Annotated in this window: 8 protein-coding genes; 1 reads left to right on the top strand and 7 read right to left on the bottom strand. The window is 48.0% G+C overall.

Annotated elements, in window-relative coordinates; genetic code table 11:
* Positions 1-59 precede the first annotated feature (59 nt).
* The 3 genes from B5D42_RS04875 to B5D42_RS04865 form a co-directional block, all read right to left on the bottom strand.
* Positions 60-2,117 (bottom strand): TonB-dependent receptor, encoded by a 2,058-nt coding sequence (locus B5D42_RS04875; protein WP_176112903.1) that lies wholly within the window; start codon positions 2,115-2,117, stop codon positions 60-62.
* Positions 2,118-2,193: 76 nt separating this feature from the next.
* Complete coding sequence (locus B5D42_RS04870) at positions 2,194-3,180, bottom strand: pyruvate dehydrogenase complex E1 component subunit beta (protein WP_078830319.1); 987 nt, start codon at positions 3,178-3,180, stop codon at positions 2,194-2,196.
* 156 nt (positions 3,181-3,336) lie between these two features.
* A complete protein-coding gene (locus B5D42_RS04865) occupies positions 3,337-6,243 on the bottom strand; it encodes a TonB-dependent receptor (RefSeq protein WP_078830318.1) in 2,907 nt (968 codons plus the stop codon).
* Positions 6,244-6,383: 140 nt separating this feature from the next.
* On the opposite strand from B5D42_RS04865, the gene B5D42_RS04860 reads away from it, so the two are divergent.
* The gene (locus B5D42_RS04860) at positions 6,384-7,322 is read left to right on the top strand and encodes a phosphoribosylaminoimidazolesuccinocarboxamide synthase (protein ID WP_078830317.1); all 939 of its coding nucleotides are present in this window, start codon (positions 6,384-6,386) and stop codon (positions 7,320-7,322) included.
* Positions 7,323-7,346: 24 nt separating this feature from the next.
* On the opposite strand, the gene trhO is transcribed toward B5D42_RS04860, so the two are convergent.
* The 4 genes from trhO to B5D42_RS04840 all read right to left on the bottom strand — a co-directional run bounded on the left by trhO (position 7,347) and on the right by B5D42_RS04840 (position 13,962).
* Positions 7,347-8,390 carry an oxygen-dependent tRNA uridine(34) hydroxylase TrhO gene (trhO, locus tag B5D42_RS04855; protein ID WP_078830316.1) on the bottom strand — a complete coding sequence of 348 codons (1,044 nt, stop codon included), beginning with the start codon at positions 8,388-8,390 and terminating at the stop codon, positions 7,347-7,349.
* Between the two features lie 157 nt (positions 8,391-8,547).
* Positions 8,548-11,001, bottom strand: a complete 2,454-nt coding sequence (locus tag B5D42_RS04850) for a DUF5686 and carboxypeptidase regulatory-like domain-containing protein (RefSeq protein ID WP_078830315.1) — start codon at positions 10,999-11,001, stop codon at positions 8,548-8,550.
* 147 nt (positions 11,002-11,148) lie between these two features.
* Positions 11,149-11,493, bottom strand: coding sequence for a hypothetical protein (locus B5D42_RS04845; protein ID WP_078830314.1), 345 nt, complete (start codon positions 11,491-11,493; stop codon positions 11,149-11,151).
* Between the two features lie 9 nt (positions 11,494-11,502).
* On the bottom strand, positions 11,503-13,962 hold the full coding sequence (locus B5D42_RS04840; RefSeq protein ID WP_078830313.1) for a penicillin acylase family protein: 2,460 nt from the start codon (positions 13,960-13,962) through the stop codon (positions 11,503-11,505).
* Positions 13,963-13,985 lie beyond the last annotated feature (23 nt).

The following is a 13,985-nucleotide window of genomic DNA, read 5'->3' as shown; positions in this document are numbered from 1 at the left end:
ACTGCTCCGTCACACAACATAATCGCTGCAAACAACCCTCACCACCTCCATCTCTTTATCTAATCCCGCGCTCTCTTCAGCGACCAGCTGATCCCTGCAAAGAAATTCCTCCCTGCGGCTGCATTGTAATAACGGCGGCCCGCGGCATTGATATCGTTACCGAGGCTATAACGCTGGTCCAGCAGATTATCGGCTCCTGCATACACGTGCAGTTCCTGTGTACCAAGCTGCGTTTTGTAACCGGCTTTAGCCTGCAGCAGCTGATACGCTTTTGCGCGTTCGTCGTTTGCATCATTCAGCGGCAAAGAAGAAACCAGGCTGGCGGAAATATTAAAATAGAATCCTTTAGCCATGGTGAGATCCAGTCCGGCTGCTATAACCTGCTGTGGCACACCGGTAAGCGGGTTTCCCGAATAATCGGCATTACCCTGCCTGTAATCATCGAAATAATAAGGCTGAAAAGCATAACTCGACCAGGCGTTAATTGTTTGAAGCCAGCCTTTTCCGTTCAATGGTAACCGGTAGCCAAAGCGTGCTTCCGTTCCCTTCTGGATGGTACCGCCGGCATTTACAAAATATTCAGCACCGGTATTACTGTTACGTCTTACAATCGCATCCCTCAGCCTGAAATAATAAGCGGATATATCAAACGTACCCCGCTGGTTGAAAAGATACCCTTTGAATCCCAGCTCATAATTCCAGCCCTGCTCAGCCTTGAGATCGCCGTAATAATTTCCGTCAGACGGACGCAGTTCCGCTAGAGATGGCGGCGAGAATCCCTGGGCGGCTGTTGCATATAAGGACAAGTCTCCCGATACTTTATACAATACCGAAAAACGCGGCATAGCCACAATGCCGGTGGTTTTGTGTTCATGCTGAATATTTTCCAGGCGCCTGTAACGAAACCGCTGCTCGTTGATGCTCAGGCCTGCAGCCAGTTCCCACCGGGTTATACCGAAAGATAGCTGCGAAAATGCAGACCACTGCAGTGCATGTACACGATCCCGGTACTGGATGGTGTCTGACATACCGCCTTTATTACCATAATTATCGATAGCAGAATGATTATAAAGCCATTCCGTTCCCGTGATCCATGAGAATTCACCTGCAGGTCCTTTTTTATGATAGCCGATATGAGCCCCCGCAGAAAAGTTGGTCTCATTCCTTTTCTCATAATTGGTGATAAAAGGATTACTGAAACCTGTTCTGCTCCCGGTTACAAAAGCAGCAAGGCGCAGTATGTCGCTGATGGTGAGTTCATCCTGTATCCCTGCAAAGAGTGTTCTGTTATAAATGGCAGCTTTTTGCTGCACCGCTCCGGGTAATGCACCGGCAGGCGGCCGCGCCTGCACCGGGTTGGCTTCCCATTGTGCTAAGGTTAATCCGCCAGGTGTCTGGTAATAGAGATCTGTATAAAATACCAGTGCGCGTAACTGATTGCGTTGTGATTTCCAGGCCGACTGCCAGCTGATTGCATCGCGGCGCATGGCAGATTGTTCGCGATAACCAGCTGCCTGCTGGTGAACCTGCTGCAAAGACGATGTGATGCCCGGACCGGTATGCTGCCAGGAAGCCCTTTGCTGAAACTGACCGAAAGAACCGCCGGTGACTGCAAGTGCTGCCTCATCGGAAATACGATCTGAAAAAGCAGTGTTTGAGTTCAGCAGCAAAACCCCGCCGGTACCTGCTCCGTACATACTGGCCGCCGGACCTTTGAGCAGGGTTGCGCCGGTAATGCTGTTCATATCTACCAGGTTGAGGTAGGTATTGCCACCACCGTCTGTAAGCGGCAGCTGATTCCAGTAAACTTTTACATTACGCACACCAAAAGGAGAGCGGAGCAGGCTGCCGCGGACAGAAAGCCTGTAACTGCCGGGTGAACGTTCCTCCATTCTTGCGCCGGGCAGTATATTCAGAACAGGTACAAGTGACACGGGAGCATAACGCTGCAATTCATCTTTTCCGATAACGGCCACTGCAGCAGGTGCTTCTTTCCAGCGTACGGTTGAGTGAAAGGAACTGACCGTTACTTCTTCCAGCAATGTTGTGGTATCTGCCTTCGGCTGCTGTGCCCATACAGTCAGTGGAAGCAGGCAGAACAGAAGGAATGGGCGCATGGACATGGTTTACCTTTTCAAAATAAAAACCCGGAAACTGGTTCCGGGTTTATTGAGTTATCTAAAGATACAACACTTATTTTTTAGTGAACATCAGTTCTTTCACCAGCTTTACTGTCCGGGAAACATCCGGTATTGCCAGTGCTGCCAGGTTTGGTGCGTAGTGCATAGGAGCATCTGCGCTGGTGATACGGCGGATCGGGGCATCGAGGTAATCGAATCCTTCTTTCTGGATGCGGTAAGTGATCTCAGAAGAAACAGAAGCAAACGGCCATTGTTCTTCAACAATTACCAGGCGGTTTGTTTTCTTAACGCTTTCAAGGATGGTCATCCAGTCGAGCGGGCGGATGGTACGCAGGTCGATCACTTCAGCGCTTACGCCTTCTTTTTCGAGTTCTGCTGCAGCACCCAGCGCTACCTTCATCATTTTATTGAAAGAAACGATAGTAATGTCTTTACCGGTTTTCTTTACATCGGCTTTACCCAATGGGATATAGTATTCTTCATCAGGCACATCGCTCTTGTCCCCGTAACCCACTTCCGATTCCATGAAGATCACGGGATCTTCTTCGTAACGGATAGCCTGTTTCATCAATCCTTTTGCATCGTAGCCGTTAGAAGGAGAAACTACTTTAATACCGGGGATATTGGCATAATAGCTTTCAAAAGCGGTTGAGTGCTGTGCTCCGAGCTGGCCTGCGCTTCCGTTAGGTCCGCGGAATACGATCGGGCAACCGATCTGGCCGCCGCTCATTGCCAGCATTTTAGATGCGGTATTCAGGATCTGATCCATCGCCAGAACAGCAAAGTTCCAGGTCATGAACTCTACTACGGGCCTGAGTCCGTTCTGGGCAGCACCAACTGCTACCGCAGCGAAACCGAGTTCCGAGATCGGAGTATCGATCACCCTTTTGGCACCGAATTCGGCCAGCATGCCCTGACTTACCTTATAGGCTCCGTTGTATTCCGCCACTTCCTCTCCCATCAGGAAGACCCTGTCATCCCTTCTCATTTCTTCACTCATGGCTTCACGGAGCGCCTCTCTAAAAGCTATTGAACGCATATACGCAGTTTATTAATTGAGGGGCAAAAATATAAGATTATCGAGTATAAAACCAAAAGGATTTGCGTTTTATGCCCGCAGAACCTCTGCAATCGTTTCCGTAAAAAAAGAGCCGCTTCCTGGCGGAAGCGGCTCTTTGTATAACATGTGTATTTATTAGAACACATTCCAGCCGAAGCTTACATAGTATAATCCTCCGATCTGCGGGTTACCGAAGCCTGTACGATAGTATTTGTTCAGGATATTGGTTCCGCCCACTTTGATGAGTGCTTTGGCTGCAGGCACTTTGTAGCTGATCATCGCATCCAGAGTGCTGTATGCCGGGATATCTCCTACTGCAAAAGTTCCTTCGTAAGTGAATTTATCCAGCCACCTGTACACCACGCTGAAACCGAAGCGGTCGTCTTTCAGGAAACCGCTGTTGTTCACAGCCAGGTTTACACGGTATTTAGGCGTATTGAAGTAAGATACGAAGCCTGCAGGCAGGTCGCCGATCATGTCTGAATAGATATTACCGCTTACTGAGTAATTCTTAGGCAGCAGGTATTCTACTGATGCTCCCCAGCCCTTGGTAGTTACTTCTGCCGGTGAGTTTACAGAAATGCTGTAAGCTGTTCGCGTTGAAGCGCTCAGCAGGCCGAGCGTGCTTCCGTTATTGGATTGCAGTACAGCAACACTGCTGATGAAATCCTTGTATTTACCTACATAACCATATACATCGATCAACAGCCTTTTGCCGATCAGGCCTTTGTAACCTACTTCGAAAGACTGGCTTGACTCCGGCTTGAACTCTCCGAATTGTTGTTCTACCAGCAGGGCCGGGTTCGGACTGCCGCCGCCTACAGAAGCACCATATGCTGCCACGCTTGCAGGAGTGTACACTTTGTTACCGCTGAAGTTATAGTAGCTGCGCAGTTGCGGCAAACCACCCATCAGGCGTGTTCCACCTCCTACCAGCAGGTTGATCCACTGGTTCTGTGTGGTTGGGAAACGGTAAGCTGTCTGGTAAGAGAACCTCAGGTTATGGTCTTTCGCCAGTTTTACCACCGCAGAAGCCCTTGGCGTGAAACGGCCTTTGAAATTTGAGTTTTTGTCGTAACGACCTGATATTGTGATCTTCAGTACATCGTTCAGCAAACGCTGGGATAATTGTGCATATCCGCCATATTCATTGATATTGATATTACCAGTGGTATCTGCGAACAGGGTTCCCTGGGAATTCAGTACATACTGCTTGTAGCTCGCACCAATCAGGAAGTCGGTTCCGTGCTTGTCAAGACCCAGGTCTTCAGAGAAGTTATACTGACCTTCGATCACATTCAGCCTTGATTTATCCAGGAACAGACCACCATTTTTGGAGATCGGGGTTCCTGCTACCTGCATGAACAGCGGGTTGGTACCGATATAACCGGTTGGCCTTCCCTGGTCTGCAAATGCACGTGCGGCGAGGTGTGCGTTCATGTTTGGCGCTCCTGCATCACGTGCAGTTACGTAAGCTCCCATGTATTGCGGGTACCATGTAGTGCTCGCTTTCCACGCTTCGTTGAATAAACGGGTAGTGATGGTTGCGTTGAACGATGAACCTGAATTTTCGTGTGTGGTATAAGCCCTGAGGTACCAGTTCTTGTGTTTCAGTTCCACTTTATACTGACCGATTTTCAGGTCTTTCAGAGAGTAACGGTCGCTACCGGTATATACAGTGTTACCTGTACCGAATGTTGCCACGAAAGAAGCTTCGATCCTGTCGGTGAGTTTATAATGCAGTGCACCGGTCAGTTTCACATTCACTGTTGTAGGATCGATCACGTCTTTTTCGTTGTAACCGGTACGGCTTACCGACTGGTTGTTGAAGTAGTTACGGCTCGGGCTGTTACCATACAGGAACGGAGAACCGCCGCCTGTTACAATAGCACCTGCTCCGATACCGGTGAGGTAGGTGTTCAGATCAGCCAGTTTCGCGCCCGGATTAGCTGCCAGGTAAGCGTTCGCTGCCGCTACCACGGTGCTCGGGAATCCACCCACCACGCCACCTGCGATCGTGCTCATATTTTGTGTGGTTTCATCACCATACACATTCACACCATCGTAGTTAGGATCTGTTTCGCGCCAGCCTGGTATTACCTGGCCATTCGGCGTTCCTGTTGTGCGTGAATAGTTATCGGTCTGGTTCGCAAGCCAGTCCTGCGCCTGGATAAACTGTGCGCCTACTTTGAATGCGAACTTGTCAGATACTTTTTTGGCCCAGCGGAAACTCCAGTCGTAATAAGGAGCTGCATTGCGCTGATAGTTATCAATGTGATTGATCCCCTGTTTGATCTGTACGCTCAGACCCTGGTATTTGAAAGGATTCTTGCTGTTGATCAGCACGGTTCCGTTCATACCGCCCGGACCGTACAGTGCCGAAGATGCACCGGAGAGCAGTTCCATGTTGTCTACATCCAGTTCGGTAAGACCGCTTACATTACCTACCGAAAAGTTGAGGCCTGGTGCCTGGTTGTCCATTCCGTCAACCAGCTGGTTCAGCCTTGTATTACCGCTGCTGTTGAAGCCGCGGGTACCAACGCTTTTAAAAGTAAGACTGGCAGTAACCACATCCACACCTTTCAGGTTGGTGATCATATCGTAATAGTTGGCAGCCGGTGCAGTACGGATGGCGCTGCTGCTCACACGTTCAATGGATACGGGTGATTCGAGTATGCGCTCGGCAACCCTTGATGCCGCCACAACCACATCCTGACCCAGCGTGAATGCTGGTTCAATATCGATGGAAAGACTGCCGGCATTGGTTTCGGATACCGATATTTCTTTTGTGGCAAATCCTACAGATGATATAACCAGGGTCAATGGCAGCTTCTGTACGGTTGTAAACCGGAATGCGCCCCTGTCATCGGTAAATGTTCCTGTTGAACTTCCTTTAACCGTTACTGATACAGCCGGGATGACCTCCTGAGTCCGCGCATTTTTAATGATTCCGGAAACGGTGGTGCTCTGCTGGGCCACGGCCACGATCGATGCCGTTGTTGCCAGCGCCATCAGCAGGCTGTTTTTGTAGGTTCTTCTCATATGGCTAGTTTTAATCTATAGCAAAATACCATTTGTTAGCTGCCTGCAAAAATTTAATTTTTCCACAAGCTGAAATAGTTTGTTGAGAAAAACCAACTACGTTACTATTTATTTATCAATGCGCTATCTACTTTTGCAGCATGTCAGCTTTTCAGTTTCCCGCCCAGACAAATATTTACCACGGTAAAGTAAGAGATGTTTACACCATCCAGTCCGACTGGCTGGTAATGGTTGCCAGCGACCGCATCTCGGCATTTGATGTGATACTGCCCCGCCCCATCCCTTTTAAAGGACAGGTGCTCAACCAGATAGCAGCATTTATGCTCGATGCCACAAAAGATATTTGTCCTAACTGGCTGGTTTCCGTACCGGCTCCCAACGTATCTTTCGGGAAACGGTGTACGCCTTTTAAAATTGAAATGGTGGTGCGCGGAAACGTAGTAGGTCATGCCTGGAGAACTTACAGCAGCGGTTTACGCACCCTTTGCGGGGTTACTATGCCTGAAGGTCTGAAAGAAAACGACTTTTTCCCAACGCCGATCATCACGCCTTCCACCAAAGCTGATGAAGGCCACGATGAAGATATCTCCAAAGAAGAGATCATTGCACGCGGGCTGGTGAGCGCTGCCGACTGGGAAGTGCTGGAACGCTATGCGCTTGCACTTTTTGCAAGAGGAAAAGAGATCGCAGCTTCGCGAGGACTGATCCTTGCAGATACCAAATATGAGTTTGGCAAGATCGGCGATACCATTTATCTCATGGATGAAGTGCATACCCCGGATTCGTCCAGGTATTTCTACGCAGAAGGCTTCGAAGCAAGACAGGCTTCCGGAGAAAAGCAGAAACAGCTGAGCAAGGAATTTGTACGTGAATGGCTGATCGCCAATAATTTCATGGGTAAGGAAGGCCAGACCGTTCCGGATATGAGCGACGAATGGATCGATACCATCAGCAAACGCTATATCGAACTGTTCGAAAAAGTAACCGGCCAGACTTTTAATCCTGAAACACCAGACAAAGCCCTGATCGAAGCCAATGTTGCAGCTGCGCTGGAACAGGCCGGCGTAAAGATCAGCTAAGTCAGTTCCCGGGAAACAGCTTTATCAGAATTTTCCTTCGTTCAATCGCGGGCGTAATCTTGCTTTGCTTTTGTTGAAGATATGCTGACCATTGTCTGTTCCCTGCCTTAATTCCTTTTGTCTTTCCAGCGGCAGGTGAATGGTTTCATGGCATTCCTTACTGCAGCAGCCTTCGTATTCGGCGGCACAGGAAGGACATTGTATGAAAAGCAGGTGACAGCCATCATTGGCACAGTTGGTATGCGTATCGCAGGGCTGACCGCACTGGTGACATTTTGCGATCACATCCTCGGTGATCCTTTCGCCAAGACGGTTATCGAACACAAAATTCTTTCCTATAAAACGACTGTCGAGCCCTTCTTCTTTTGTTTGTTTCGCGTAATTGATGATACCGCCTTCAAGGTGGAATACATTTTCGAATCCTTTGTGCAGCATGTAGGCGCTGGCTTTTTCGCAGCGGATACCACCGGTACAGTACATGATGATATTCTTGTCTTCATTTCCCCTCATCATATCCACTGCCATCGGAAGCTGATCGCGGAAGGTATCGGAAGGCACTTCCAGGGCACGATCGAAATGACCTACTTCATATTCGTAATGGTTGCGCATATCGATCACAATGGTGTTTGGATCAGTCAGCAGTTCGTTCATCTCACGGGCATTCACATATTTGCCTTTCCGTTCCATGCTGAATGCAGGGTCATCGATTCCGTCGGCCACGATCTTGTCGCGCACTTTGATCTTCAGTACCCAGAAACTTTTACCGTCGTCATCCACGGCAATATTCAGTCTGAGTCCGTCGAGATGCGGAATTGAATACAGGAAAGACCTGAAAGCTTCCATATTATGTTCCGGAACACTGATCTGCGCGTTGATCCCTTCTTTGGCAACATAGATCCGTCCGAACACACCCAGTTCATTCATGCTACGATACAGTACATCACGGAATTCCTGTGGATTGACGATTGGAAAATACTGGTAAAAGCTGATGGTGACCCTGCGGAAGGTCTCGTCCATAAGGCGGGCTTTCAGCTCCTCATTGGACACACGGTTGTGTAATACGGGCATATTTTAAAATTTCTGACATCCCCTTCCGGGAATGCTCCATTAACAATAGAACCACTTGCAGGGTGGTCAAAATTCGCCGCAAAGATAAGAACTGAAGGATGTTTCCGCAAAGAAAAATCCTTCAGTTCAATTGTCCGTTACTGTATCCGGAATCGATCTATTGAACAAATGGCAGGGAGATACGAATACCACTTGGCCTGCCGCCGCCGCTTTCAAAGCCCTGTACAAAATCTACACGTAATACTTTCAGGATATTCTCGAGCCCTATCAGTACTTCATAATAATTCTTCTGACCATCGATATGCAGTGCATTTGCTCCTGCAACCAGGAACCAGTTCAGCCTGCGGAAGCCCGGTATTTTATTGGTGAGCAAACCGTTCAGGTGATAATTGACATGTGCCGTACCATAGAATTTTGCGGTATTGCTGTACTGGTAATAAGGTGCCAGCTGGAAAGATGAACGGTAATCATTGGCCAGTATGGTCTGGTTACCCATGATATGATTGTAATCAGGCGCAAACACTTTGTCGGCATTAAAGAAACCACCTGCTGCGAAACGGTAATCGAGATTACCTGCCATTTTGAGATTCAGCTCATCGCTGATGGTTACGCGCCATTTGGTATAATCCACATCGCTTCCGAAAAGTCCGTTGATACCTTTGGTTACCGATGCATTGATGACAGGAAATTTCGAACCGATACTGATCTTCCTGTCAGGGAATTCTATATACCGGCTACCCGGTCTCCAGGTTAAGCCTACCGATACTGTTGATGCCTGGTTACGCGGCATGATGGCATTGCTGATCCCTTCGGGATAGTTTGGTGTAAAATCGCGGCTGGCAACATCTTTCCATCTTGTCATATCAGCCAGGTTATTCAGTCCGGCGCGGTTCTGGAACTGGAACGATGCATTTACACTGAGGCCATTACCAATACCTGTTCCATAACTGATGCGGAAGAATGTTGCTTCATAGATCTTCATATGATTCGCTTCATAAAGAAGCGTGGAAATACTGTTATTCCGCTCACTGATGGGGTTGGCATTGTTGTATTGCAGCACAGTTTTTCCGCCACCGATACTGAGTGTATGGATATATTTTTTCCCGAAATTATAACTGCCGTTCACATGCACATTGAAATGCCCGTTGGCAAATCCATAACGTAATACAGGTGTAATGAAAAGACTTTTACGGCCTTCATTTCCAAATGCGCGGGTATAACTTGGCGAAAAGTTCAGTACGCCGCCTTCCACTGTATTGTAATTCAGTGTGCCCAGTATCGATTCAAAATTGATATACTCTTTTCTTTTCTGTTTGCTGATCGATTGGCCGGTCAGCAACAAACCTCCGATCGTTATTTTGTTCCGTCGCCTGTCAAGTGAATCCAGGTAGCGCGGATCTTTCCTTGCCTGTTCAAGGCTGTCCTTCTTTTTATAATCCCGTATCTCTTCCTGTAACAGCGGGAGCGGGCGGATGCTGTCCCAGTAAGCCATTGATTTTTTATTGGAGCTGTCGAAATATTTGATCACGGTATTATCGAAGAATTTCTTTTTGAAAGCAGGTTCCAGGTCAAATTTGTCGTACACCTGTACGAAGTTTCCAAAGAAATCAAAACCCAGGAATTTTCCGGAAGGATAGATCACCTGGCTTTTGATCACCCATACCTTTCCTGCGGGAACATAGAGCTGTTCGATCTTAAGCGTATCCAGCAATTGCATCTGTTGTTTCTGCAGCAGGAGAAGCTGTACGCTCTGCAAACGCCATTCGTTTTCTATAATATTGATATAACCGGTGAACAGCGGCTCATAGGCGCGGCGCGGTGTTACCTTGATCCTGTTAATCTCCACGCCGTTCTCATAAAATGTTCCTTCAAATTTATACCGGTAATAATTGATCGCGTGATCTGAAATAGGAGAAATAAAACCGCGCGGGTTCAGGCCTTCGCCCAATGATATATTGTTCTCATAAAATGAAACGATCTGCGGACTTCCCAATCCGAATCCGTTGCTTCTGCCACTCACTTTGGTAGATATCACTTCAATTTTTTCATTGCGTGGCTGCTCTACCGAATACCTGGCTACTGATTCCGACAGGAATAACATTTTCCTTTTGCTGGTATCCCCATCTTCAAAATCCACTTTCTGACCCAGGAATTTTGTCGGGTAATTACGCAGCTGCATCTGCCCTTTCAGGTATACTTCACATTGGAAACTTTTGATCTCGTTCAGGTGTTCCGAACGACGTGCGATGGTTTTCCGGATGATCTCATAGGCCGGGTCTTCCCCGCCTGATTTCACGGCAACATCGTTAAGACTGTACGACTGTGCTTCCAGTACAAAATCAATGATCTCATCCTTCTTCTCCACCTTCACCTGTTTTTCAACCGTCTTGTGACCGATGTACTGACAAACAAGTGTATACGAGCCGGGCTTCAGTGTTATACTGTAAAAGCCCTTGCCGTTGGCAGTAACACCCTGCGTACTGCCTTTTACAATAATGGTTGAAAACGGCAGCGGGTTACCACCTGCCTCTTTTACGGTTCCGCTGATGGTTGCGGCCTGTACCGTCAGGATTGCAATCATTGCAACCAGGAAAAGGAATGTTCTTCTCATAAGTAGTATGTTACAGCTAAGATAACATGGCAGTTATATGCCGGATGATAAGACGAATGGTTTAACTTATTCTTATCATACCGGGTTATTTCCATGTATACTATAACAATGCATGAGCAGTCGGCTCCGTTGCCCGGGGCGGGTATTTTATTTCCTGAAATAACTGCCCGAAAGACCTGCAAGACCTGCCACAAGTCCGCCTACGATACCCGTAACCAGTATAAGTGCCATATAAGAACCACCGAGTGGCAGTAATGCCGCTATTTTGGTGGCAAGCAGGTGATCATTGGGCGTGTCTTTGATCATTGCCAGGATAACCCAAAGCGAAAACATACCCAGGAATCCTGCAAGAAATGCTTTACCGGCGCGCTGGTGAATGGCTACTGCAACGATAAAAGAGGTAATTACAAAACTCCACCAGGGCAATGTGCCATATATGCCAACCGCGAATCCGAGAATGGCGGTCAATACGAGTGCTGAGATAAATTTCATGATCTTTTTTTATCCGTTTACGAATGAAAGATGCCATTTGGTTTGCTTAGCTGCTGCTTCTTTTCTGAGGAACAGCAGTTTGTAGTAACGTCCCTGTGCCCAGGTATCGATAAATGAATCGTAATACTTGCTGCCCGGATTTCCGTTTTGTCCGCCCGGATACACGCCATATGCTTCGATAGTATCTGTCAGATGAACGATCATACGCCAGCTCGGGCCATGTGTTGCCGTTGTTGCATTGATAATATGCGTTCCGCCGCCGATCGGGAGATGCAGCCTGCTGAATGCCGGCAGCTGCAGCAGGTGCTGTACTTTTGTTTCTTTAAACCTGCCCCAGGCAAGCCTGTTGTCCTTTTCCATTTCCTGCAGGTAAACAGCAGCTTTTTTACAAGCCAGAGTAATCACTTCTTTCAGGCTTTCCACTTTATCTGTTGTGTTGATATTGTCGGCAAACCTGTAAACGCTGTCTCTCAGGAGGCTTTCGAGCAACGTAGATTCGTCCGGCCATGGCAATGGTTTTTTCGCATTGAGAAGTTCATCACCCCATATCTGCGTTTCCATGCTATCCCACATGCAGCGAAACACAGTTGCGCCTTTTTCGTCTATATCATTACGCAGGTTCCAGCTGCGGAGCAAGGCCACATATCCTTTTGCCTTTTCGTCGAGCGCGCTCTCGTCTATATATTTCAGCATGACAGGGCGCGCCATTTCTGCAAATACATTATAGTTATCCGTTTGCATCTGCTGCATATCTTCCGGCGTGATATTATTCATTGCAGCCAGCTTCCTGTTAATAATGATACCGCGATATAAGGGGAAATTTGTTGCAGCGCCCGGGTAATAAGGATAAGTATTATCTGTAGGCATCTGGTTGGCACTGCTTACAAAACCACGCGCAGGATTCAGCATCAGCGGGTTTTCAACAGATGGGATCTCGGCCTGCCATGCATAACTGCTATCGGTTCCGGGCATGATAAAATCGCCCTGCCTGTTCCATCTTGCGATGAATGCGCCCTGTTGTTTGATCGCAATATCGCCAGCTATGGATGCATATACAAAGTTCTGACCCGGACAACGCCAGGAAGCGGTAGCGTCCAGATAATCGTCGTAATTTTTTGCGCGGTTCAGCAGGTAGAACGATTGCAGCCCGGTTCCCGCCTGGGGTGCCGTCCATCGTACTGCCAGGTATTTACCTTCCGTACTTGCATTTTTATAACTGCCGTCGTACATCACCGGGCCAAATACCGTCATAGCGATGTTTTCAACGAGATCTTCACCACCGTTCACCTTGATCACTTCCGTTCTTTTCCCGGCATGTTTCCATTCGTTATTGTACCAGTATTCCTGCATGGATGAATCTTTAAAACGGATATCGTAATAATCGATCACATCTCTGCCGGCATTGGTAACGCCCCAGGCAATACTGTCGTTGAATCCGATGATCACCGCCGGTGAACCGGGAAAACTTGCCCCGTAAGTATTGTGGGTAGGCGTATTGATCTGCACTTCATACCAGAGGGAAGGAAGGTTCAGACCCAGGTGCGGATCGTTGCAGAGAATCGGTTTACCGCTTTTGGTTTTACTGCCCGATACAGCCCAGTTATTACTTCCGTTATTCTTATCAGGAACAATCGGCGCTACGGCGGTACTGTTACCACTATTTTTGCCGAAATAAGCAGAATCCGCGCCTGCGGGCATCACAGGCACATAGGAGGGCTTGCCATAAACAGTTCCCTTCGGCAGGATCGGATCAAGGGAATCCTGACTGTTCGGGTACAACAGGTCGAAAGCATCGAAACCAAGATAATTCTTTGCATTGGTCATCTGCAGATCTGTGGTGGTACCCCTTGCGCTCAGATCATAAGACATATACATCAGGAACAAGTAGGTTTTGAACGGCGTCCACTCTTCCGGCTTATAATTCAGCAGTTTATATTCAAGCGGGATCTGTTCGGGCTTAAGTGAACGGATATAAGCGTTTACACCCGCCGAATACGCTTCTATGGTGGCTTTCATGGCCGGATCGGCATTCATTTTCTGCATGGTCTGTTCCGCACCGTATACCATACCCAGCCTTCGGAAAAAACGATCTGTTGCAATCCTGTCCTTGCCTACGATCTCACTTAACCTTCCCGCAGCAACATGCGTCTGGAATTCCATCTGCCACAGCCTGAATTTCGCGTGCAGGTATCCCTGTACATAATACGCATCTTCATCATTGGCTGCATAAATATGAGGCACCAGTCTTTCGTCCATGTATACGTCCACTTTGTCTTTGAGACCAGGCACTTTTATTTCCCCGTCAAATGCTGCATCTGCGGATTCTGCATTCTGCCAGAAACCATGCTGCGGCGACAGGAAATAACCGAGCCGCGGTGTTTTACCCGAGCCCATCGGCAATTGCGTATTGAGTGTAATAACAAGTCCGGCAGTGCAGGCTACCGATACCAGGAAGGGGAAAATTCTCATAGCAATGATTTGTCAGTGAAAAT

This window comes from Sediminibacterium ginsengisoli, assembly GCF_900167075.1.
Lineage (GTDB): Bacteria > Bacteroidota > Bacteroidia > Chitinophagales > Chitinophagaceae > Sediminibacterium > Sediminibacterium ginsengisoli.
Note: the sequence above shows the minus strand (reverse complement) of the source record. Positions and strands in the feature narration are given on the sequence as shown.

Excerpts from the sequence above, each read along its gene's own strand:
- B5D42_RS04875 (WP_176112903.1), bottom strand. The coding sequence starts at position 2,117 with ATGCGCCCATTCCTTCTGTTCTGCCTGCTTCCACTGACTGTATGGGCA.
- B5D42_RS04870 (WP_078830319.1), bottom strand. The coding sequence starts at position 3,180 with ATGCGTTCAATAGCTTTTAGAGAGGCGCTCCGTGAAGCCATGAGTGAA.
- B5D42_RS04865 (WP_078830318.1), bottom strand. The coding sequence starts at position 6,243 with ATGAGAAGAACCTACAAAAACAGCCTGCTGATGGCGCTGGCAACAACG.
- B5D42_RS04860 (WP_078830317.1), top strand. The coding sequence starts at position 6,384 with ATGTCAGCTTTTCAGTTTCCCGCCCAGACAAATATTTACCACGGTAAA.
- trhO (WP_078830316.1), bottom strand. The coding sequence starts at position 8,390 with ATGCCCGTATTACACAACCGTGTGTCCAATGAGGAGCTGAAAGCCCGC.
- B5D42_RS04850 (WP_078830315.1), bottom strand. The coding sequence starts at position 11,001 with ATGAGAAGAACATTCCTTTTCCTGGTTGCAATGATTGCAATCCTGACG.
- B5D42_RS04845 (WP_078830314.1), bottom strand. The coding sequence starts at position 11,493 with ATGAAATTTATCTCAGCACTCGTATTGACCGCCATTCTCGGATTCGCG.
- B5D42_RS04840 (WP_078830313.1), bottom strand. The coding sequence starts at position 13,962 with ATGAGAATTTTCCCCTTCCTGGTATCGGTAGCCTGCACTGCCGGACTT.